At 60.7% G+C, this 20,798-nt stretch carries 19 protein-coding genes and 2 pseudogenes; 5 read left to right on the top strand and 16 right to left on the bottom strand.

Going from position 1 to position 20,798, the window contains the following annotated elements; genetic code table 11:
- Window positions 1-779: 779 nt before the first annotated feature.
- The 3 genes from DSM107133_RS22605 to DSM107133_RS22595 form a co-directional block, all read right to left on the bottom strand.
- Window positions 780-1,943 carry an ATP-binding protein gene (locus tag DSM107133_RS22605; protein WP_012187061.1) on the bottom strand — a complete coding sequence of 388 codons (1,164 nt, stop codon included), beginning with the start codon at window positions 1,941-1,943 and terminating at the stop codon, window positions 780-782.
- A gap of 119 nt (window positions 1,944-2,062) precedes the next feature.
- The gene (locus tag DSM107133_RS22600; RefSeq protein WP_243253634.1) at window positions 2,063-2,944 is read right to left on the bottom strand and encodes a recombinase family protein; all 882 of its coding nucleotides are present in this window, start codon (window positions 2,942-2,944) and stop codon (window positions 2,063-2,065) included.
- Between the two features lie 58 nt (window positions 2,945-3,002).
- Window positions 3,003-4,118: a tyrosine-type recombinase/integrase gene (locus DSM107133_RS22595; protein WP_050525834.1), complete on the bottom strand. Its 1,116-nt coding sequence runs from the start codon at window positions 4,116-4,118 to the stop codon at window positions 3,003-3,005.
- A gap of 167 nt (window positions 4,119-4,285) precedes the next feature.
- Between DSM107133_RS22595 and DSM107133_RS22590 the strand changes: the two genes are divergently transcribed.
- From DSM107133_RS22590 to DSM107133_RS22575, 4 genes and pseudogenes are all read left to right on the top strand, one after another.
- Window positions 4,286-5,932, top strand: a complete 1,647-nt coding sequence (locus DSM107133_RS22590) for a Mu transposase C-terminal domain-containing protein (protein WP_114295578.1) — start codon at window positions 4,286-4,288, stop codon at window positions 5,930-5,932.
- Window positions 5,925-6,803 carry a TniB family NTP-binding protein gene (locus DSM107133_RS22585; protein ID WP_114295321.1) on the top strand — a complete coding sequence of 293 codons (879 nt, stop codon included), beginning with the start codon at window positions 5,925-5,927 and terminating at the stop codon, window positions 6,801-6,803. The genes DSM107133_RS22590 and DSM107133_RS22585 overlap by 8 nt, the downstream gene beginning before the upstream one ends.
- Window positions 6,804-6,874: 71 nt before the next feature.
- The gene (locus DSM107133_RS22580) at window positions 6,875-7,819 is read left to right on the top strand and encodes a TniQ family protein (protein WP_240310681.1); all 945 of its coding nucleotides are present in this window, start codon (window positions 6,875-6,877) and stop codon (window positions 7,817-7,819) included.
- Between the two features lie 207 nt (window positions 7,820-8,026).
- Window positions 8,027-8,572: pseudogene (locus DSM107133_RS22575) on the top strand (DUF1403 family protein); the annotation flags it as partial.
- 9 nt (window positions 8,573-8,581) lie between these two features.
- Here the strand turns inward: DSM107133_RS22575 and DSM107133_RS22570 are convergent.
- The 9 genes and pseudogenes from DSM107133_RS22570 to DSM107133_RS22530 all read right to left on the bottom strand — a co-directional run.
- Window positions 8,582-8,830: pseudogene (locus tag DSM107133_RS22570) on the bottom strand (transposase); the annotation flags it as partial.
- Between the two features lie 313 nt (window positions 8,831-9,143).
- Window positions 9,144-10,106: a pirin family protein gene (locus tag DSM107133_RS22565; RefSeq protein WP_114295299.1), complete on the bottom strand. Its 963-nt coding sequence runs from the start codon at window positions 10,104-10,106 to the stop codon at window positions 9,144-9,146.
- A 31-nt stretch (window positions 10,107-10,137) separates the two neighbouring features.
- The gene (locus tag DSM107133_RS22560) at window positions 10,138-11,733 is read right to left on the bottom strand and encodes an MFS transporter (protein ID WP_114295298.1); all 1,596 of its coding nucleotides are present in this window, start codon (window positions 11,731-11,733) and stop codon (window positions 10,138-10,140) included.
- A complete protein-coding gene (locus tag DSM107133_RS22555; RefSeq protein WP_114295297.1) occupies window positions 11,717-12,016 on the bottom strand; it encodes a GNAT family N-acetyltransferase in 300 nt (99 codons plus the stop codon). The genes DSM107133_RS22560 and DSM107133_RS22555 overlap by 17 nt, the downstream gene beginning before the upstream one ends.
- Window positions 12,013-12,405 (bottom strand): DoxX family protein, encoded by a 393-nt coding sequence (locus tag DSM107133_RS22550; RefSeq protein WP_114295296.1) that lies wholly within the window; start codon window positions 12,403-12,405, stop codon window positions 12,013-12,015. Before DSM107133_RS22550 ends, DSM107133_RS22555 begins: the two co-directional genes overlap by 4 nt.
- Before the next feature lie 42 nt (window positions 12,406-12,447).
- Entirely contained in the window at window positions 12,448-14,316 is a 1,869-nt protein-coding gene (locus tag DSM107133_RS22545; RefSeq protein ID WP_114295575.1) for an amidohydrolase, read from the bottom strand.
- A 155-nt stretch (window positions 14,317-14,471) separates the two neighbouring features.
- Complete coding sequence (locus tag DSM107133_RS22540; RefSeq protein WP_114295295.1) at window positions 14,472-15,161, bottom strand: hydrolase; 690 nt, start codon at window positions 15,159-15,161, stop codon at window positions 14,472-14,474.
- Window positions 15,162-15,198: 37 nt separating this feature from the next.
- Window positions 15,199-16,035, bottom strand: a complete 837-nt coding sequence (locus tag DSM107133_RS22535; protein ID WP_205387915.1) for an alpha/beta hydrolase — start codon at window positions 16,033-16,035, stop codon at window positions 15,199-15,201.
- A gap of 149 nt (window positions 16,036-16,184) precedes the next feature.
- Window positions 16,185-16,469, bottom strand: a complete 285-nt coding sequence (locus DSM107133_RS22530) for a XapX domain-containing protein (protein WP_114295574.1) — start codon at window positions 16,467-16,469, stop codon at window positions 16,185-16,187.
- Between the two features lie 213 nt (window positions 16,470-16,682).
- Here DSM107133_RS22530 and DSM107133_RS22525 point away from each other — a divergent pair, with 213 nt between their 5' ends.
- Complete coding sequence (locus DSM107133_RS22525) at window positions 16,683-17,456, top strand: AraC family transcriptional regulator (protein WP_162792158.1); 774 nt, start codon at window positions 16,683-16,685, stop codon at window positions 17,454-17,456.
- Between the two features lie 12 nt (window positions 17,457-17,468).
- Here DSM107133_RS22525 and DSM107133_RS22520 read toward each other — a convergent pair whose 3' ends face one another.
- The 4 genes from DSM107133_RS22520 to DSM107133_RS22505 form a co-directional block, all read right to left on the bottom strand.
- Window positions 17,469-18,437, bottom strand: a complete 969-nt coding sequence (locus tag DSM107133_RS22520; protein WP_114295292.1) for an AraC family transcriptional regulator — start codon at window positions 18,435-18,437, stop codon at window positions 17,469-17,471.
- A complete protein-coding gene (locus DSM107133_RS22515; protein ID WP_114295291.1) occupies window positions 18,434-18,835 on the bottom strand; it encodes a hypothetical protein in 402 nt (133 codons plus the stop codon). Before DSM107133_RS22515 ends, DSM107133_RS22520 begins: the two co-directional genes overlap by 4 nt.
- 373 nt (window positions 18,836-19,208) lie before the next feature.
- Window positions 19,209-19,811 carry an alpha/beta hydrolase gene (locus DSM107133_RS22510; protein ID WP_114295290.1) on the bottom strand — a complete coding sequence of 201 codons (603 nt, stop codon included), beginning with the start codon at window positions 19,809-19,811 and terminating at the stop codon, window positions 19,209-19,211.
- A 10-nt stretch (window positions 19,812-19,821) separates the two neighbouring features.
- Window positions 19,822-20,754, bottom strand: coding sequence for a ring-cleaving dioxygenase (locus DSM107133_RS22505; RefSeq protein ID WP_114295289.1), 933 nt, complete (start codon window positions 20,752-20,754; stop codon window positions 19,822-19,824).
- Window positions 20,755-20,798: the final 44 nt, after the last annotated feature.

Below are 20,798 nucleotides of genomic sequence, written 5' to 3'. Positions count from 1 at the left end.
TTATAAGCCCTGACTTCGGTTGGGTCCGAGTTCGACTCGATTCTGCTTCAATGGTAGCACGGTTCTGAGTAAAAGATAAAGATACCACGCGCCTATAGGTTTCAGGCGCTTATTTTGAGGCTCAGTGGCTCCAGAAACTCCAATCTTGAACGCGTTCAAGATTGGAGTTTAAGTCGGCCGACCAGAGCGAAGCCGATCAACCATGCATGTTTCACGCCGCGTCTTTCGGACCCCAGGAGATGACCGTCCTAGTTGGTGGCTTTGCCCATGTTTGCGTTGAAGCCGTGATCACAGATGCTCACCGTGAAGTAGCCAGCGCCGGTCTCCCCTTTCTGAATCTTCTAGATGCCGCCGCACTCGGTCAGCTTGCCTCACGGGGAGCGTCCGGCGACGCGTTGCGCGAAGGCAGTCCTGTTCGACCTCGCGACGGGTTCGATGGTAATTTCCAGGTCGGAGGTCAAGATGGAGATTGAGCCGAAGCCTTTGGCGGTTTCATTGTCAGCGCTTGTGAAACTGATGCAGCCCGAAGGGTAGCTGCGCGGTTGACCAAGGCCTGACCACGCTGGATGCGAAGCGCCGCATAGAAGGGTAGGGGAGGAAGATGGGCCACAGCCGTTGTAGACGGGGCGGCCGCTGCGATGTGCATTCCATGCAACAGGTACGCACCGGGAGACCTGCGGGGACCGGAAAAAATGCCACAGGGAAATGCGCGGCGTACTTAAGACTGAACAAAACAAGTAGACCCCTTACTCTCGTGCACGTGCGCAACAAGCGTTGCGCTATAGTGCTCTCAACAGCCCGATCCCTTGCTCAAGAGGCATTGCACGAACGCCTTCGGCCACGGGGACGTCATGCTCTCCGGCGTAGATCAACAGCTTCCGGCTGGCCTTGATGTCTTCCGCGCCCACATAGAACCCGCGCGAGACCTTTGGCGCAGTCGTGCGCTTGATCTCAACGGCCCAGATGTCGCCCCCAGGCAGGCGAAGGACCAAGTCAAGTTCAGCTCCGGCAGAAGTGCGATAGAAGAAGGGTTCGGTGCCGGTTGGTGCAGCGGCAAGAAGGGCCTCGATACAGAACCCTTCCCAACTGCCGCCAACGACGGGGTGCCCGAGCAAGCCCTCGATTGTCCCAATGCTTAACAGGGCATGCACGACCCCGCTGTCGCGGACATAAACCTTTGGCGATTTCACCAAACGCTTGCCGACATTCTCATGCCAGGGCTGCAGTCGCCGCACCAGCATGAGATCAACGAGCAGATCGAGGTAGCGTCCAATCGTTTGGCCGGAGACGCCCAGCCCCTCGGCGAGGGCTGCAGCGTTCAATAGACCACCTTGCACATGCGCAAGCATTGTCCAGAAACGCCGCAAGGTTGCGGCTGGAATACGCGGTCCGAGGGCAGGGATGTCACGTTCCAGATATGTACGCAGAAAATCTAGACGCCAATCCATGCTGGCTTGATCGCTTGAAGCCATGAAGCTGTCAGGAAAGCCACCACGCAGCCAGAGCGCATTCAACTGATCAGCCCCCACCTCAGTAAGCTGTAGAGGGGGCATTTCGATATACCTGACACGTCCAGCAAGGGATTCTGCCGACTGTTGGAGTAGGACGTTGGAGGCTGATCCCAAGAGCAGAAACTGGCCCGCTCGAAAACCGGCCCGCCTGCGCTGGTCGATCTGACCACGCAGGCTCTTGAACAGGCCAGGCATCTGCTGCACCTCATCGAGGATGACGAGTTTTCCCGCCTGTTCATCCAGATATAGATCCGGTTCGGTCAGGATCTGCCTGTCCGCATCTCGTTCTAGATCAAGGTATACCGATGGTTGCTCCGAAGCGATGTCTAGAGCGAGCGTGGTTTTCCCAACCTGCCGGGGGCCGAGGAGGACAACAGCAGCTTGGCTCTCGAGCGCGGATTGCACAAAGTGATGAGTTTGGCGCTTATACATACCTTGCAATTACTCCACACGATGGAAGATTTGCAAGGATAAACTGCTTAGCGGGCAAAGTTGCCACTCAATTGGAGATGTCGCCTGATGTGACGAACAGGCTTAGCGTCAAAACTCACTCATAGTATCCCAAGCCGCTTCGCCCGCTCCAGCAACATCTTCACTGATGATGGCTGCCAGCTTGTCCGGCCGCGGGGTGTGCACTCACGCATGTTCTCCAAGCGGGCGCAGATGGCCTGAAGCGTAATGTCGGGATCGGCGCCCTTGATACCCGCGACGATAGCAGGCAGGCGATCATCTCGCGCACGCGGGCCCGCGCGATCAAGCACGGTCGCGGGGAGGAACCCATCGCGGACGTAGCGGTTCACAGCGCGCAGCAAACGGCTTTGCGTCCAGCGCCGGGCCTCGGGTAGGGGGCCGTTGATGATGCGCACCACATCTTCCCAAGCCAGATCGGGGCGCAGCCGACGCACATGGGGCACCCAATCCTGCGCAGTTTCATTCAGGCGTTCCATATATCCGTCCTGTCGCGCCAGTCGGACCTTGCGTAGCGCAGCCGGATCCCGGGCGCGCAGGCCAGGGTTTCCGCCGACCCGCCCCTTTGTTCGTGCGCTGGCAAGCCCAGCCTTGGTCCGTTCACGGATCAGGGCGCGCTCGAACTCGGCTGCTGCACCCAGAACCTGCAGCGTGAACTTGCCCTGCGGGGATCCGGTGTCGATCGGGTCCTGAATCGAGCGGAAGAAGGCGCCCTTTGCTTCCAGCCGTTCGATCACCTCCAGCAAATGCGACAGCGACCGCGCCAGCCGGTCGATGCGCACCACCACCAGCGTATCGCCCTTGCCGATCCGTTCCAGCACCCGCGCCAGCACAGGCCGCGCACGATCACCGCCAGAAGCCTGTTCCTCATGGATTTCGACACAGCCCGCTGATTTCAGCGCCTGCGACTGGGGCAGGGGGGTCTGACCCTCGGTCGATACTCGCGCATAGCCTATCAACGGCATCAAATCCTGCCTTTTGCAGTTTAGGATACGGGTAATAAACGACCGAATGAGCGCGCGATCAGAGACCGGCAGCCTTGGTCAGGTTCACCCGGAACCGGTCGCGGCGCCGCTGGTAGCGGCGGGTCATCTCGGCGGAGGCGTGGCCGAGCTGCTTTTGGACATGGCGTTCATCGACCTCGGCCGAACTGGCGAGACCGGCGCGCAGGCTGTGGCCGGAGAAGAGGGCGAGGCGGTCTTTCTCGGGCAGGTCGGATCGGATGCCGGCATCCAGGACCGTGCGCTTGATCAGGCGCGCCACATGTTTGTCGTCCAGCCGCGTGTCAGATGCGCGTTTGCCATCGCGCGAGATTCCCACAAAGACCGGCCCGAAGTCGATCTTGGCAAAGTGCAGCCATTGCTCGAGCGCATGGACGGGGCAGGTCTGATCCTTGGAGCCGCGGCCAATCTCGACCTCACGCCAGCCGGTCTTGGCATTGAGAGTGAGCAGGGCACCATTGTCAAATATCTCGATCCAGCCGCCGGAATCCGGCGTGTCATCCTTGTGCACATCAAGACTGACGATTTCCGAGCGGCGAAGGCCTCCGGCGTAGCCCATCAGCAGGATCGCGCGATCCCGCAGCCCGCGTAGGTCGTAGGGCAGGGTGGCGACCATCGCGACGATGTCCGCAGCCAGGATCGCCTCCTTTTGCACAGGCGGTCGCGCGTGCTTGCGTTTGATCCCGGCGAGGACGGTCGCGATGTGGCGGTTCTTGCGATCGAGGGTGAAACCGCGCTGCGCGTAGTTCCATGCGAGACCGGACAGACGGCGGTCGATCGTGCTGACCGACAGGGGGCGGGACGCCAACTGCGACGGGGAGGGGCCTGACCCGGAGGCAAGATCAGCGAGGTAAAGGCCGATCACTTCGGATGAGGGGGGCAGGGGCTCCACCCCCCTCATCCGGCACCAGCGTGCGAAGTGCGTCCAGTCTTTCGCGTAGGCCTTCAGCGTGTTGTCTGAGGCAGCGGCGCGGGCGTAGTCGCGAGCGGTGTCGACCAGGCGATCGAGACTGCCGGAACCGGCGACATGAGCGGGCAGAGCGATGCCGTCGCTTTTCTCTTGATCGCTCTCGTCGACGTGAGCATCATCAAGTTCATCAGAGGGCGTTGACGTCGACTTCTCGGTCTCTGAGGGCATTTTCCACTGAATCTGTCGGTCTGCCGGAATTTCTGAGACTGTGGTCCATTTGTTTTCAATATCTTGCCTGTGTCGCATTTCTGAAACCGATTCAGGGTAAGTGAGACTGGAAGCGATTTGAGTCGCTATTGATGAGACTCTCCAGCATCCGCACGTTGAGCAACATTATGTCCGATAATTTTCCAGCTGACAAGGATTGGGAAGAGGCGGAGTTTCGCGCCCGGGTGCTGGCGGAATTACCGATCCAGCTCAGCCCAGGCGCTGTCGAATGGGCCATGCATCAGCTGAATGTCAGCCGATCCACGCTCTTTCGCCTGGTGAAGCAGTTCCGCGAGGATGGGCGGACCTCTGCATTGCTCCGGGATACACGGGGCCCTAAACCGGGCATGCAGCCCTTGGACCCGTTGGTGGAAACGATCGTGTCCCGCCATTTCAAGGGGTTTTATGCTTCCCGTCGTAAGCCCACCAGGACACGGTTCTGGCGCGAAGTTGCTGCCGATTGTCGGGCGCAAGGGCTGGCCCCACCCTCGATCCGCCGTCTGGGGCGCTGGCTGGAGCAACATGACCAAGCTAAACTGATGGCCCGACGAGAGGGCAAGGACAAGGCCGAGCGGCGCTATCTGGCCACGCCTGGGGGGCTGGTCGCCAACGATCCGCTGGATATCGTCCAGATCGACCACACCAAGGCTGATGTGACAGTGGTAGATCCGGTGACACGACGTCCGCTCGGCAGGCCAACGCTGACGGTCGCGACCGACGTGAATACCCGCATGGTTCTGGGGTTTTACCTGTCTCTGGAACCGCCATCGCTACTGGCCGTCGCACTGTGTCTGACCCATACGGTAATGGACAAATCGCATTGGCTCACCGCGCGAGGTATCAGCACGGATTGGCCAACGCGGGGCATCCCGAACGCGATTTATGTGGACAACGGCGCGGAATTCCATGCCCGCGCCTTCGGGCTCGCCTGTGCAGAGTACCAGATCGAACTGCGGTACCGTCCGCCAGGTACACCGCGCTATGGCGGCCATATCGAGCGCCTGATCGGCACAATGATGGGGGCGGTTCACCTGCTGCCGGGGTCGCATTTCTCGAACATCTTCGAGCGCGGCGATCTCGATGCCGAGGCCGAGGCGGTGATGACGCTCGGCGAACTGGAAACCTGGCTCGCTCTCGAGATCACCGGCTCCTACCATGTGCGGGTCCACTCTGCGCTGGAAACCACACCTGCGGCGGCTTGGGCGGCCCGGGTGGATGAGGCCCGGCTTCGCATGCCGACCGATCTCAGGCAGTTTTTGGTCGATTTTCTGCCTTCCGAGAGCCGTGTCTTGCAGCGTGACGGGCTGCATCTCTTCCACATCCGCTACTGGGCGGACGAGTTGCGCTGGCTGATGGGCCGGGAAAGCCGCAAGTTCACGCTTAAATACGACCCGCGCGATCTCTCTCGCATTTTCGTGCTGACTGAGAACGGGATCATCGAAGCGAGACCCGCGGATATGACACGGCCTGCGATCACGCTCTGGGAGCACCGCGCGGCGCGGCGCGCCTTGCGCGAGGCCGGGCGCCGGTCGGTAGATGAGGAGCTGATTTTCAGGACGATCGAGGCGCAGCGCGACCTCGTCGACAGCGCCGAGCGGCAGACGAAGGCGATACGGCGCCATCAGGCTCGGCGGTTGCATCTCGCCCCTCTGCCGATGATCGATGTAACACCGGATGCCGCACCGCGAGATGCCCTGCCTGCGCCGGACGGAGAGGGGAGCCCGTTCCTCAGCCACCCCGGCTTCAAGGTCGAGGAGTGGTACGAGGATGACTGAGTTCCCGCATCTCTATCCGGGAGCGTGCAAGATCGCCGCGCTCAGCGCCGAGGAGCGCATTCACCGGATTCGCGCCGACCGCTGGATCTCCTATCCCAGGGCCGAGGCCGCCTTGGAGAAGCTGGAAACGTTGATGTCGTTTCCCAATCGCGCCCGCATGCCGAACCTGCTCATTGTCGGTGACAGCGGCATGGGCAAGACGATGATCATCGAGAAGTTCACCCGCGATCACGCATCGAGCTTCGACGAGACCAGCGGACGGCTGCATATGCCGGTCGTCGCCGTGCAGATGGTGTCTGGGCCTGATGAATCGCGCTTCTACCGCCGGATCCTGGCGGCGATTGGTGCCCCGGAGCCGCCGCGGGCGACACTGTCTGTGCTGGAAAGCCTGGCCTTGCGTCTGCTCGCCGAATTGCGTCCGGGGATGCTGGTCATCGACGAGATTCACAGCCTGCAGGCCGGCACGGTCCGCGAACAGGCGCGATTCCTGAACATGCTGCGCTTTCTGGGCAACGAGCTGCGCGTCCCTCTGGTTTGCGTCGGCACCGCCCAAGCCCGCAACGCGTTGCGTACCGATGATCAACTGGTGCGCCGTTTCGAGGCCTTCGCGTTGCCGCCCTGGCGGGAGGGCGAGGATCTGAACGGGCTGATGAGCACGCTCACCCGCACACTGCCGCTTCGGCACCAAAGCGAGATCGACGGCCACGCGCTCGCGCGGATCATCAAGGTGACCGGCGGCATCACCTCGGGCATCTTTTCGATCCTGTCGCAGCTGGCGATCGCCGCCATCGAAAGCGGCGAGGAACGCATTCTCTCGCGCGATATTCTGGGCGGCGACCGGTTGCAGGCGGTCTTGGGAGAGCCGGTGTGACGGGGTGCGGGCGCCTGCCGGTTGTTTACGCCCCCGAGGTCGATGAACGACTGTCTTCCTGGGCCGCGCGCATGGCCCCGTTCTACGCGATGACGGTTTCGGAATTCGTCACAGCACTTGGCCTGCAGGGGCAGGGCGTGTTCGACCTGGAATGGCGGCTTTCAGAAGGGCAGGGGGCTCTGATCGCGGCTCGGACCGGCCTTTCGCCCGAAGCGGTGCAGTCCATGACTTTCCGGGAGTTGGGGGCGGCGGCGCGCATGATGATCGCGCGGAAGAACCGGTCTCCATGCCCGCACTGTCCCGAAGACCTGCATCGCAAAGCCGCCGCGCTGCCGTGGCGATTTCGCTGCCCGGTGCATGGTGTGGAGTTTCGGGACGCCACCGGCGAGACCCTGTCCGACCGGTTCGGTACGGATCGCTTCAAGAAACTTGAAGGGCATGCCGAGATTGGTGCCGCGCATCTCGATGCCTGGGCGCGCGGCGCGGGGCAGGAAGACCTGGAAGCGCCCGAAGTGCTTCAGGTTCTGACGGCACGGCATCGCCAGGCCTCGCCGCCGAACGTCTCTGAGCAGCCACGCATGTCTCTGAAAGACCGACGGGACTACCATGATTTTCTGACCACGCCGATCCTCCGGCAGGCGCTGACGGTCGTTGTCCCCGAATACGATCAGGTGGCGCCAGTGCTTGCTAAGCCAGTGCGTCCCGGTCTCCACGCCCTGGCGCAAGGCTCGCTCTTGCAGTGTTTCGCGCTGACGGTCGGCATCGGCCGGATCGTCGAAGATCCCGTGGCCCGAGCGATTGACGTGCTGCTCGCAAGTGACATGAACGGACAAGTGCGGGTCCGGGAGGCGCTCCGCTCATGGCCTCTCTCGTTGAGGAGACGCATCTCGGCCCGGTTCTGGCGCGCTGAGCGCGAAGAGAGAGCACGTCAGACTGCCGAAAAAGCCGCACGACAGCGCCAGTCTCACAAATACCGACTCATCCAGTCTCATAAATACCGGTACAGAGTCTCATGAACCCCGGTTCGTTTTTCAGGGAAGTGCTTGAATCTCATGAATTCCGGCTATCCGACAGTGAATCCAGCGATGAAATTAAACTGATTTTCAGCGTATCTTTTTATGTCCGATAATGCAAACTTATTGGACATCACTCAGAAGGGAATGGCGGGGCGGCTTGTGTGCTATTTTCTGATAAAAAGCGCCGCGTCGATGTAGGCTCCAAGCATGACATTTGCCCGACAGGATCACACCAGCGGCCTCAATACACTACCCCGGTTACCCGCCTGGGTCACCTCGGCACATCCTGAAACCCTTGAAGATGTTGCGTTTTTGTCAGGCGCCGCGCTGAATCACCTGCATCTTGTGTTGGGACGCGCGGACGTGCCCCAAGCTTTGTTGCGGGGCCGGCTCGCGCTGCGCGCGGCCGAGGCTTGTGTGGCGGTTTCCGGCCGGCCTGAGCGGGAAAGGGGGCGCCGGTGACCCGCGCCGCGATGGCGCTGTAAGCTGTTCTGCGCGAGGCGCCACGTTCAGACGAAGCAGCGCTGATCCTCGCGGATGCGGCCCTCGCCCAAGCACTCGGTTGGGATCATCTCTTCGGTGATCGAGGCCGTGGGGCAGGCCGCCGACCTCGCGCGTCGGGCGGCGCATCTGAAGGCGGTCGCACCCAAGCTGCGGGCCAAGGGGGCGGGCGACGCGGTCGAGATGTTCCTGACCCGCCTACGCCCCGCGATCCGCGCTGCGGCGCATGTCGGGGATCAATTGCTAGACCTGAGCGAATTCGACGTCGCGGTTCTCCCGCTCCAGCGCCTTCAGCTTCTCGGCCATCTCGGTCGTGACACCGGCGCGATCACCCCGATCCACTTCGGCCTTCTTGACCCAATCGTTCAGCGTGTTCGCCGCACAGCCGATCTTCGACGATACCGAAACGATCCCTGACCAACGGCTCTCATGCCGCCCGGGATTGTCCAGAACCATGCGAACGGCTCGCTCGCGCACCTCCGGGGAATACTTGTTCGTCGTCTTGCTCATGATGCTCCATCCTTCTCACGAGTTGGAGCCTCCGGCAAACCCGGTGCGGTTCACTTGAATAGAAACCCAAAATTGAGCTTTAATACCCCTGCTGCTATCTGCTTTAGGGGTAGGTTAAAACCGCACAATTCTCATTAGAAGTTATGCACCCTACCAGCTCAGTTATGGGTGCAAATCAGCAGGCATCAGGCTTCGCCGCAAAATAGAAGCAGCGAAGCCCATTTTCGGTCCAAAATGCCAACGGTGCATTTCGCCTGAAGTCCGAGCCGCAAAGATGATCTTTAGTCGCTTCGACGCTCGCGATTTCGACCTTTCACATCCTGTTCGGGCTGGTCTGGTCCAACTCTGCAGAAATGGGGATGAATTCAGCATCGTCACCGGGCGGCAGCCGGAACGGACCCTTTGTCCAATCGCCCGCTTTCCAGTCTTCCTTGGCCTGTTCAATACGGTCCTTGGACGACGATACGAAGTTCCACCAGATATACCGCTCTTCGTTCATCGTGGCTCCACCCAACGCCATCAGGCGCGCCCCCGCGGGGCCCGCCGTGACCGATATCTTGTCGCCGGGACGGAACACCATCATCCGCCCCTCGTCGAATTGATCCCCAGCCACTTCGATGCTGCCTTGGGTAATATAGATCCCTCGGTCCTCATGATTGTCTGGCAGGGGAAAGGCTGCACCGGGTTCCAGCTGCACATCCAGATAGAAGGTTTCGGATTGCATGGTGACGGGACTGGTTTCGCCGTAAGCCGACCCGAGGATCAGCCGTGCTTGCGCCCCGTTGTCGCGCAACACCGGCAGTGCGGCTTCCTTGTGGTGTTCGAAATCGGGTTCCATTTCTTCGCGATCTTCCGGCAGGGCAATCCACGTCTGGATGCCAAACAGCTTGTGGCGCGTCGCGCGGGTTTCGGCACTGGTGCGTTCCGAGTGGGTGACCCCCTTGCCAGCGACCATCCAGTTTACTTCTCCGGGATAGATCATCTGGTGCGTGCCGATGCTGTCGCGGTGCTCGAACTCGCCATTGTAGAGGTAGGTCACGGTGCCAAGACCAATATGTGGGTGCGGACGCACGTCGATACCGCCTTCGGTGATAAACTCGGCCGGCCCCATCTGATCGAAAAAGATGAACGGGCCGACCATCTGGCGGTTCGGCGAAGGCAACGCGCGCCGCACGTCAAAGCCGCCAAGATCGCGGGCGCGCGGAATGATCAGTGTTTCCAGCGCGTCACACCCGAAGGTGGGGCATTCGGGGGTATGGGTCGGGTTCCAGCTCATGAGAGTCTCCTTTGCAAATTCAGGGGGTGCGTCACCGCGACCCGATATAGTGGCGCACAAGCGGCGCGTCCGGTCCCTTGTGCAGTGTGCGCAGGTCCTTGTGCAGGTCCATGTCGGCCACGCTGACACGGTCGTGATGTTCCAGATGCTCGGCCCAGCTGCGCAGATGAAAGGTTTCCAGCCACACTTCGGGCTCTTCCACGCTTTGATGAATATACCACCGTGTCGCCCCGTTGCGCAGTCGTTCCTTGGCCACGGATTTCATCTTGGCGCGAAACCCGGCTTTGTTCTCTGGCGGTATGCGGTATTCGACGATGACCATCGCAGGCTGGTCGTCGCCTTGATCCTCGGCCTGCGCCGGCGCTTCGGGCCAGATGGACGCGGGGCTGTGATTCAGCGCCTCTCCCTGACCAACGGGTAGCTTGCGCGTCAGCACAACCCCAAGGCCAAGCCCGACAGCGGCGATGAACAGGGCCGATGCGATCGAGGTCGCCGCCGCGATTTGCCCCCAGAGGATCGACCCCAAAGCCATGGAGCCGAAGAACACCATCAGAAACACGGCCAGCCCCCGCGCCCGTATCCAGTTGGGCAGAGCCGTCTGCGCCGAGACGTTGAAAGAGGTCAGCACCGCGATCCACGACATACCGCCAATGAACGCCGCCGCCAGCAGCGCCACAGGAACTTGCGCCAGCGCCATCAGGATCAGTGCCAGTGCTGTTCCGCCTGTGCCGATCCGCACCGTCGCGTCCGAAGACGCGATCCGCTGCAAGCGCGGCAAAAGCACCGCCCCCGTCACAGCGCCCGCACCGATCAATGCCATCAATGCCCCGTAAAGGGTCGAACCACCGCCTTCGGCACTGCGCGCAATCAATGGCAGCAACGCCCAATAGGCCGAGGCAAAGAGGAAGAACGCCGCGGCCCGCACCGCTGTCGCCAGCATCGCAGGGTTGTGACGGACGTGGCGCAGGCCGGTTGCCATATCCGACAATAGCGTTCCCGTCGGACGCCGCCGTTCTGTCTTTTCCGGCCGCCAAAGGGTCAGGGCGGTTAGAATGACCAGAAAGCTGAGTGCGTTCATGGCAAAGGGGGCGGCAAGCCCGACGCTGGCAATCAGCGCGCCCGCAATGGCCGGGCCAATCGCACGCGAGATATTGATGCCCATGGAATTCAGCGCAATCGCAGGTTTCAACTGTTCACGCGGCACCAGCTGCGGCACAATGGCCTGCCAGGCCGGCGCCATAAACGCCGCACCGGTGCCAATCACCAACGTAAAGGCGATCAGCAGCCCCGGCGTCATCGCCTCTAGCCAGACCAGAACGGTCAGCAAACTGACAACACACAGCAGCACAACGTTGATCCCCAACAGCATCCGCCGCTTGTCCAGACGGTCGGCCAATGCACCGGCCAGCAAGGCAAAGCAGAACACAGGCAGGGTCGTCGCCGCCTGCACCAATGTGACAACCGCAGGGCTGGGATTAAGGGTGGTCATCAGCCACCCTGCCCCGACATCATGCATCCACGTGCCGATGTTCGAGATCAGCGTCGCGGTCCAGAGCAGGGCAAAGGCGGCCTGACCAAACGGCGCATAGGCGCTGCTGGTCGCGGGGGGGTTACCACTGGATGACATCGGCCAGCTCTTCGCGGTGTTTCATGGAATGGGCGCGCACGAAAGGACACAGCGGCACGATGCGCTGGCCCTTGGCACGGGCATCCGCGATCAGTTGCTCGGCCAGCGCACGGCCGACGCCAGTGCCACGCATGCTGTCGGGAACATCGGTGTGATCCGCGATGATCAGCGTGTCGGACACTTTCGAGGTGGTCAGTTCCGCCTCGCCTGCCTTGCCCTCAACGGTGGCGGCGTAGCGGCCTTTGCTGTCGGTCTCGGTATAGGTGATTTTGGGGGCTGTCATGATTGTCTATCCTTATGGAGTGAGGTGAGGGCCGCCGCGGCAATCAGCCCGCCGATCAGACCCATGTTGGCCGTGAAGGCCGCAAAGTTCGGTAGAAAAGCATCCGGTGGCATGGTCCAGAAAGGATGCACCAGAAACGACGCCGTCAGTGAAAAAATCACGAGGACCGCGGCACCGAGTGGCGCGAACAGCCTGGTTATCAGGCTGATGGACCCGCCCGCCTGTACCAGAACCGTCATCGCGGCAACAAAGACCGGCGCAGGCAGTCCGATGGCGCCCACTTCGGCTATGGTGCCTTCAAAATCGGCGGCTTTGACAAAGGCGCTGGCCCAGAACGGGCAGGTGATGCCCAAGTTGACCGTGATCAGTGCGACGCGGTTTAGATACATTGGCCAGTCTCCTGTGTGAGGGGGGGCCGCTGGGGCCAAGGGTCAAACCGCAAAGCACGCACATCCAAGGGCGCCCCAGAATGCGGACGCATCGCGCACGGGTATCGGATTTGTCCACGCGATCCCGTGGCTGTGGCCATGCAATCCACAGCCGTTTGTGCATCCGTCGTGACAGGCCCGCATGTCCAGTGACGCCGGTGCCAGCGATGCCTGCCGCTCGGCAGGGCTGGCAAACAGTGCATTGGCGGCCCAGTCCGGGCTGGCGGGCGGCAATGGCGGGTTGTGTTCAGTAAAGTCGCCTTCGGCAAAGACAATCCTTCCACCGACCACTGTCATCACCGACGTGATCCCGCGCAGCTTGGCGTCGGGTACTGCCATCAGATCGTCGGACAGCACCGCAAGGTCACCGTACATGCCCACGGACAGGCGGCCCTTGACCGATTGCTCGCCCGAGAACCACGCTGACCCGGTTGTCCAAAGCGCCAGGGCCTCTTCGCGGTTCAGCAACCTATCGTCGCCATACAGCGTCATGCCCCCTACGGTCTTGCCCGTGGTCAGCCAGTGCATCGACACCCATGGATCATAACTCGCAACGCGCGTAGCGTCGGTGCCGGCACCCACGGGTAGGCCGGTATTCAGCATCTCGCGGATGGGCGGTGTGGCATCCGCCGCCTGCGCGCCGTAGCGGTCGACGAAGTATTCCCCTTGAAACGCCATCCGGTGCTGCGTGGCAATGCCACCGCCCAGGGCCTTGATCCGCTCGATGTTGCGGGTGCTGATGGTTTCAGCGTGGTCGATGATGAACCGTGTCTTGAACGGGGTGTTCCCGTTAACCCGCTCGAACACATTCAGAAACCGGTCGATGGTTTCATCATAGGTGGCGTGGATGCGAAACGGCCATTCGTTGGTCGCTAGCAATTCTACGATGCGCTCCAGCTCCTCTTCCATCACCGGTGCAGGTTCGGGACGCGGCTCGAGAAAGTTCTCGAAATCCGCCGCCGACCAGGCCAGGTTTTCCCCCGCCCCGTTCATCCGCAGCCAATCGTCACCGGCCCCCGGTTCGGTCATCCCGATCCAGCGTTCATAGTCCGACAGCTCCTGACCAGCAGTCTGGGCAAACAGATTATAGGCCACACGCAGAGTCATCTCACCCGCGTCGTGCAGCGACTGGATCACGTCGTAGTCCTGCGGATAGTTCTGCCCGCCGCCGCCTGCGTCGATGACCGAGGTTACGCCCAGACGGTTCAGTTCGCGCATGAAGTGGCGGGTCGAGTTCTTCTGATCCTCGATGGCCAGTTTCGGCCCCTGCGCCAGCGTCGAATACAGGATCAGCGCGGAAGGACGCGCGATCAGCATACCTGTGGGATTGCCCTTTTCGTCACGCGCGATCTCGCCGCCGGGCGGGTTGGGCGTGTCCTTGGTAAAGCCAAGCGCCTTGAGCGCGGCGCGATTGAGCAGCGCAGCAGCATAGAGATGCAGCACGAACACCGGTGTATCGGGGGCTGCGTCGTTGATCTCCTCCAGCGTGGGCATGCGGCGTTCCGCAAACTGGAACTCCGACCATCCCCCCACCACCCGAACCCATTGCGGGGCCGGCGTGTTGGCAGCCTGCTTGCGCAGCATCGCCAGCGCGTCGGAAACCGACGGCACGTTTTCCCAGCGCAGTTCCATGTTGTAGTTCAGCCCGCCCCGGATCACATGGGTGTGGCTGTCGTTCAGACCGGGGATCACGCGACGGCCCCGCAGGTCGATGACTTTTTCCACATCATCGCCATGCAGCCGCATTACATCCGCATCCGTACCAACAGCGGCCACCTTGCCGTCGATGATTGCAATCGCCGTGGCGTCCGGCGTCTGGGGATCAAGCGTGGTTATCTTGCCGTTTCTCAGAATAAGGGTTGTTTCGGTCATGGTTTTTTCCTGTGCAAGGGCAAACCGGGGCCGGAACAGGCCAAGGGCAGTGGTCGCCCCCAGACCCGCCAGCACCGCGCGGCGGCGTGTGGACATGATGTTCTCCAGCGTCAAAAGAAGGGACCGCCACAGCAGGGCCGCGGCGGTCCATGGGCTTATTTTGCGGGAACCGGATCAAGACGTTTGCCAGTATGGGCACTGCGGCTCGGAGCCTTGTGGACCATCGTGTAGGCGTAATCGACGCCCATACCATAGGCACCCGAATGTTCGCGCACCAATTCCATCACGGCATCATAGGTGTCACGATGCGCCCAGTCGCGCTGCCACTCCAACAGCACCTGTTGCCAGGTAACGGGAATGACGCCAACCTGAACCATCCGCTCCATCGCGCGTTCATGCGCCTCAAGTGATGTACCGCCCGAAGCATCGCTGACCATGTAGATTTCATAGTCGGTGTCGTTCAGACAGCTGAGCGCAAAGGTGGTGTTGCACACTTCGGTCCACAATCCCGATACCACGACCTTCTTGCGACCGTTCGCGGCGTTCTCGGCCAGCGCATCGCGGACCTTCTGATCGTCCCACGAGTTCATCGAAGACCGTTCAAGCAGCGGCGTTTCAGGAAATACGTCCAGCAGTTCGGGATAGGTGTGACCCGAAAACGCATCGGATTCGACCGTTGTGATCGTTGTGGGGATGTCAAATATCTTGGCCGCTTTGGCCAGTCCGACAGTGTTGTTCTTCAACGTCTGGCGATCCATCGACTGCACGCCGAACGCCATTTGCGGCTGTTGGTCGATAAAGATCATCTGACTGTTTGTGGGGGTAAGGATCTCGGTTTTGGACATGATAGGTCTTTCTTTGACAAGGAAAGGGAAAGGAAGTTTACGCTTGGACAAAGGCCAGCAGGTCGGCGTTCAGCACATCGGCGTTTACCGTCAGCATACCGTGCGAAAAGCCGGGATAGGTTTTCAGCGTGCCGTTCGGCAGCAGATTGATGGCCAGTTCCGCCGATGCGGCGATGGGGACGATCTGGTCGTCTTCACCATGCATGATCAATGTCGGGACGCTGATCGCCTTGAGGTCTTCGGTCTGGTCCGTTTCGGAAAAGGCTTTGATCCCGTCATAATGCGCCTTCGCGCTGCCGCTCATGCCCTGACGCCACCAGTTCTGGATTACGCCTTCGTGGACGTCGGTGCCTTCGCGGTTGAACCCGTAGAAAGGACCGGCAGGCACATCACGGAAAAACTGCGCACGGTTGCCTGCAAGGGCTGCGCGGAAGCCGTCGAAAACCTCCATCGGTGTGCCATTTGGATTGCTCTCGGTCTTCAACATCAGCGGTGGAACAGCCGAGACAAGAACCGCCTTGGCCACACGGCCCGCAGGTTCACCGTGTTTGGCGACATAACGCGCCACTTCGCCGCCACCTGTGGAGTGGCCGATGTGGACAGCATTTTTCAGATCGAGCGCCTCGGCAACTGCAAAGGCGTCTGATGCGTAATGGTCCATGTCGTGCCCATCGGAGACTTGCGCCGACCGTCCGTGACCGCGCCGGTCATGCGCCACAACACGGTAGCCTTTGGATACGAAGAACAGCATCTGCGCGTCCCAGTCGTCCGAGCTCAGCGGCCAGCCGTGGTGGAACACGATAGGTTGCGCGTCTTTGGGGCCCCAATCCTTGTAGAAGATTTCGGTGCCGTCTGTTGTCGTGACATAACCCATGGTCAGGTCTCCTGTGGAAGGGTCAAGGGAGGTCGGATCCGCCGCAAAGGCGAACCCGGGGAGGGAAAGAGCGGCGGTGATGGCCGATCCGGTGATGATCACTTCGCGACGATTGAACGTCGCGCGGGAGGGCGTGAGGCTGTTCGGTTTCATCCTGCGTTCCCCGCCGAGGGAGTTTTCATGCTGGCGGCTGTGTCGGCGCATTTGGGCAGGCGACCAAACACATGCGGGCGGCACTGTTTGTTGAACCAGGACAGATTGACGCTGTGTCCGGCCATGACATGCCGCACCAACGGCATGGTCTGTTCGCCGATCAGGATGCCCAGCAAACCCACCAGCGCGATCACCGGCGGTGCAGGCGACCGGACATTCAGAAAGCTGTAAATCGCTCCAACCAAAAGCCCCGCACCCAGCGAAATAAGGTAAATCTTCATGATGCTCTCATTCTCGTTGTTCGTAGACTTGCGATGATGTTTGCCCGAAATCCGGGCGGCCATCTTGTCGCGCAGTCCTGCTTTTTGAACAAAACCACGCAAGAATACGCCCGTGGCTTCCGAGGGCTTGATTGCGTTCGGGAAGTGGTATTATTGAGATAAGGTCGGTATGGAAGCGCTGCATCGGTCGTGAATGCCTATGGAGGCGCGCGCGTGTCCAAAGCCTACAACACCAATGAGAAAATGGAATTCCTACGAGTCCAGGGCGCGCAGACCGTCCGATCCTCTGTCCTGAACAAGACCGGCATTTCAGCGACGCGGCTAACTCGGAACACGCCCAATCACGGCTATGTCGACCAGCACGTCACTGAAGATGCTTTCATGATGGCCTTTCAGATGCATGATTACCGTGGGGATCTATGGGTCGATGGCAAACATGTTAAAATGCCTGTTCTTCGGCAGGGTCAGTTTAGCTTTTACGACTATAACAGGATCTGGCAGGCCAACATGCGTTCCGAGTTTGATTGCATCAACTTTCATATCCCACGCGCGTCAATCACAGTGTTGGAGGAAGATCTGGGCACGCGTAAAATCGAAACGCTGAATATCGCGCCCGGTGCAAATATAGACGACCCGACCGTGCGGGGCCTCGTTTTGGCCCTCGCGCCGGCCTTTGACTCACCCGAGCAGGTCAGCATGCTGTTTCTCGACCATGTCGGATTGGCCCTATCGACGCATATGGCGGTGCGCTATGGTGCCGCAAAAGAACCTGCGCCTCCGCCACCCGGGGGATTGGCACCATGGCAGACCAGACGCGCCACAGAGATGATTGATGCGCAAATCGACGGAGCGCTACAAGTGGCTGAACTGGCGCATGCCTGCCATTTGTCGCCTTCGTTTTTCACCCGTGCCTTTAAACTGACGACTGGGATGCCCCCCTATCAGTGGATGATCAGGCGACGGGTCGAAAAGGCCCAAGGCCTTTAGCGGTCATCATCCTTACCGCTCAGCGAAATTGCCTATGCCTGCGGGTTCGTGGATCAAAGCCACTTCACGCGCGTTTTCTCGCGCATGGTCGGCATGTCGCCGGGTGCTTGGCGCAAGGCGGTTCTCGCCTGATCCATCCATTCGTTCGGGGGGCTGCATCGCGGGTGCGCCTATTGAAAGTTGAGCAGGCGCAAGCGCGCGACGCCATTTCGCCGGCGTTTCCTGTAAGGTATCGGAAAAAACCCGGGTCATATGGCTTTGGTCTGTAAAGCCGCAGGCAAGCGCGATCTGGGCAATGGGTTGTGCGGTCCCCAAAAGATCACAGGCCCGCGCCACACGATATTCTGTCAGCCATTGTCCCGGAGTCTTGCCAAGCGTCTGCTTGAACGCCTTGCTGAAATAGCTTTTCGAAAGGCTGCAGAAACTTGCCAATTCCGCGAGCGAAAACGCCTGTGTCAGGTGTTCGACCAGAAATTTTATGGCCAGCTTTTCCTGCTGTGCGGAAAGCCCGCCCTTGCGGTGGGCGGGAAAGTGCAGGCTGCCATATGTCTGTGTGACATAGACCAAAGTTGCCAGACCCATTTGCTCTAGAAACAGGTGGCTGGCCTGTTCAGGGGTGACCAATGTCGGAACAAGCGCCTGTGCTAACCCATGCAACGACGCGTCCTGCAGGCCCGCATCACAGCGCAGCATTGTAAACTCGGGTCGGCCCGACTGTCTGGCAAAGGCGCGCAGATCATCAAAGCCGATGCGGAACGAAATGCGATCCACCGGGGCGTGCAGCATACCGATGTAAGGATGCCGCAGATCGCGGATTGATACTGTCCCGTCAGACAGTTCTATCTGGATCAGGAACGCATTCTCATGACGGAATTTCTCGCGCAAAGTCCGGTGCCCGTTGCGGTATATGATCCGCTCTACCTTCATAAGCGGCAGATCAAGGCGCGAAAACTGGACAATCCCGGTTTCGAAACCATTCATAGCAAACGCCCTTCCGAATGCGGCCCGGGCCCGTCCTCGTAGGTGTGCAGGACATGCGCGCAAATCGCCAAAGCCAGATGGCACAGCATCGGCTTCGCGGTGGGTGACGTGTGAAACAACGGCAACAGGGCGTCGGAAAGGCTGGCGATCACCGGATCGTTGGTCCCGCGCACGCACTTCAGCTTTATCGCAAGGTCTGGCGCAGGCGCGCCAAGTCCGGCCAGCAAGTCTTTGGGCATCATAAAACACAGCGCGCGCAGGCTGCTGTGCAATACGATTTCGGCACCTGTGCCCAGATCAACCAGACAGACCGAGCCTTCGGGATAAAGACGCACAGCTGTGTGGCAGCCATCCTTGAGGACATCGGCATGTCGCGCCCGAGCAAGATACAACATCATGAAATAGCAATCAGTTGCTGGCAGTTGCACCGTATTGGCACGGTCCGATGAAAAGGGTCGGACAACATGGGTAACGGTAAAGCCGGTCGTATCGAACGGGGCGACAGAGATACACGGTGCGTCAGGCACGCCAAAGAACAAACCGACACAACCGTTGCCGTGAGTATTTATGACCAAGGCACCCTCGTATCGTTTGTTTTGCCACCGGCCGTTGGTGGGACACATGTGGTTTTCCATTACCTCACCATAGCTTGGCGTGAAGGATGGTTATCTGCCTCAAGAGTACCTGCAAGGGACAGGGCAGGATTGTAAATTCCTGCCGTGGCGTGGCAGCCGAAAGGTGCCACGCCACAGCTATCGTTTGCGTCTTCGTTCAATTGGACAACAGCGCAGACAGCGCATCAACCTCGGCCGGGCGCAATTCATGGCCGCCGTCGTGGATGTGCGTGGTGACCATCGCACCCTGGTTTTCCGCCCAGTCAATCAGCGCCTCGCTCAGCGGCCACGGGCAGATGGGATCGCGCCTGCCTGCGGTGATCAGAATGGAACGGCCGGTCAACTTCACCGAAGCAGGTGTCCACGGGATCAGCGGATGCAACAGCCCGACACGATCAAAGAGATCGGGCCGTGCCATCACCACCGACGCAAGGATGTTCGCCCCGTTGGAGTAGCCAAACCCGTAAACAGGCGCGCCCGGATGCGTGGCCTTGTGTGCCGCGAGAAATGCCGCCATCCGCTCGGTGCGCCCGGCAAGGTCATCCATATCATAGACCCCCTCGCCGGTACGACGAAAGAACCGTGCGGCCCCACCTTCCAAAACGTCGCCGCGCGGCGACACCACGCCTGCGTCGGGCCGCAACTGGCGGGCAAGGTCAAAGAACTGGTGCTCGTCTCCGCCGGTGCCATGAAAGGCAAAGACCAGCGGTGCCCCCCTGTCGGGGGCGCGGGTCAGAGCGTGGTAAGTGGTCAGTGACATGTCGACCTCCTCAAGCTTCGAGTTTGGGCAGGAAACGTTCGATCTGCGCGCGGTGCGGTTCGTACCGTGTCGGCAGTTTCAACGCCTGGCCCAGATGTGCGGTGTCTTCATCACGGTCAAAACCGGGCTCGTTCGTCGCAATCTCGAACAAGACACCGCCGGGGGTGCGGAAATAGATCGCCCAGAAATAGTCGCGGTCGATCACCGGGGTCACCTGATAGCCGGTGTCCATCAACGCCTTGCGCACCTCCAACTGCGCGGCACGGTTCTCGACGGCAAAGGCGATGTGATGCACCGATCCCGCCCCCTGCGAAGCTGTGCCCGCGTCCGGCCGCGCTTCCAGATCGACAGTATCGGCAGCGTTGCCGCCCTCAATCCGGTAGCGCGTGACCGACCCTTCGGTTTCTTCCTTCTGGTAGCCCATAAAGCCCAAAAGCTCGGCGGTCGGCGCTGCATCCCGCAGCCGCATCCGCGCACCGTGAAAGCCCAGAATGCCCGCCTCTTCCGGCACACCGGCCCCGGTCCAGGGCGTCCGATCGCGTGTTTCGGTTTCAACCAGTGCAAAGCTGTCGCCATCGGGCCCGCTGAACTCAAGGCGCGGTTCACCCAGAAAGCTGCTGTCGCTCAGGCCTTTGACGCCCTTCGCGGCCAGCCGATCCTTCCAGTAGGACAGCGCGCCCTTGGCCACGGCAAATTCGGTAATGCCCACTTCGCCGGTGCCGCGTTTGCCACGGGGCATCTGGTCAAAGGGGAAATATGTCATCACCGAGCCGGGCGTGCCCATCTCGTCCCCGTAATACAGGTGATACACCTCGGGCGAGTCGAAGTTGACAGTCTTCTTTACCCGGCGCAGGCCGAGGGTGTCGGTGAAGAATGTGTTGTTCTGCTGTGCATCTGCCGCCATCGAAGTAACATGGTGCAGGCCTTTGATATCCTTGATCATCTCTATCTCCCTCGCCGGATGTGGCTGTTATGCCCCCTAGGTAG

The organism is Pseudosulfitobacter sp. DSM 107133 (assembly GCF_022788695.1).
In the GTDB taxonomy this organism is placed as follows: domain Bacteria; phylum Pseudomonadota; class Alphaproteobacteria; order Rhodobacterales; family Rhodobacteraceae; genus Pseudosulfitobacter.
The sequence above is the reverse complement of the archived record's forward strand: the minus strand, read 5'-3'. Positions and strand labels throughout refer to the sequence as shown.

What these genes read in the sequence shown, in the direction of transcription:
- DSM107133_RS22605 (WP_012187061.1), bottom strand. Translation starts at nt 1,943, where the DNA reads ATGTATAAGCGCCAAACTCATCACTTTGTGCAATCCGCGCTCGAGAGC.
- DSM107133_RS22600 (WP_243253634.1), bottom strand. Translation starts at nt 2,944, where the DNA reads ATGCCGTTGATAGGCTATGCGCGAGTATCGACCGAGGGTCAGACCCCC.
- DSM107133_RS22595 (WP_050525834.1), bottom strand. Translation starts at nt 4,118, where the DNA reads ATGCCCTCAGAGACCGAGAAGTCGACGTCAACGCCCTCTGATGAACTT.
- DSM107133_RS22590 (WP_114295578.1), top strand. Translation starts at nt 4,286, where the DNA reads ATGTCCGATAATTTTCCAGCTGACAAGGATTGGGAAGAGGCGGAGTTT.
- DSM107133_RS22585 (WP_114295321.1), top strand. Translation starts at nt 5,925, where the DNA reads ATGACTGAGTTCCCGCATCTCTATCCGGGAGCGTGCAAGATCGCCGCG.
- DSM107133_RS22580 (WP_240310681.1), top strand. Translation starts at nt 6,875, where the DNA reads ATGGCCCCGTTCTACGCGATGACGGTTTCGGAATTCGTCACAGCACTT.
- DSM107133_RS22565 (WP_114295299.1), bottom strand. Translation starts at nt 10,106, where the DNA reads ATGAGCTGGAACCCGACCCATACCCCCGAATGCCCCACCTTCGGGTGT.
- DSM107133_RS22560 (WP_114295298.1), bottom strand. Translation starts at nt 11,733, where the DNA reads ATGTCATCCAGTGGTAACCCCCCCGCGACCAGCAGCGCCTATGCGCCG.
- DSM107133_RS22555 (WP_114295297.1), bottom strand. Translation starts at nt 12,016, where the DNA reads ATGACAGCCCCCAAAATCACCTATACCGAGACCGACAGCAAAGGCCGC.
- DSM107133_RS22550 (WP_114295296.1), bottom strand. Translation starts at nt 12,405, where the DNA reads ATGTATCTAAACCGCGTCGCACTGATCACGGTCAACTTGGGCATCACC.
- DSM107133_RS22545 (WP_114295575.1), bottom strand. Translation starts at nt 14,316, where the DNA reads ATGACCGAAACAACCCTTATTCTGAGAAACGGCAAGATAACCACGCTT.
- DSM107133_RS22540 (WP_114295295.1), bottom strand. Translation starts at nt 15,161, where the DNA reads ATGTCCAAAACCGAGATCCTTACCCCCACAAACAGTCAGATGATCTTT.
- DSM107133_RS22535 (WP_205387915.1), bottom strand. Translation starts at nt 16,035, where the DNA reads ATGGGTTATGTCACGACAACAGACGGCACCGAAATCTTCTACAAGGAT.
- DSM107133_RS22530 (WP_114295574.1), bottom strand. Translation starts at nt 16,469, where the DNA reads ATGAAGATTTACCTTATTTCGCTGGGTGCGGGGCTTTTGGTTGGAGCG.
- DSM107133_RS22520 (WP_114295292.1), bottom strand. Translation starts at nt 18,437, where the DNA reads ATGAATGGTTTCGAAACCGGGATTGTCCAGTTTTCGCGCCTTGATCTG.
- DSM107133_RS22515 (WP_114295291.1), bottom strand. Translation starts at nt 18,835, where the DNA reads ATGATGTTGTATCTTGCTCGGGCGCGACATGCCGATGTCCTCAAGGAT.
- DSM107133_RS22510 (WP_114295290.1), bottom strand. Translation starts at nt 19,811, where the DNA reads ATGTCACTGACCACTTACCACGCTCTGACCCGCGCCCCCGACAGGGGG.
- DSM107133_RS22505 (WP_114295289.1), bottom strand. Translation starts at nt 20,754, where the DNA reads ATGATCAAGGATATCAAAGGCCTGCACCATGTTACTTCGATGGCGGCA.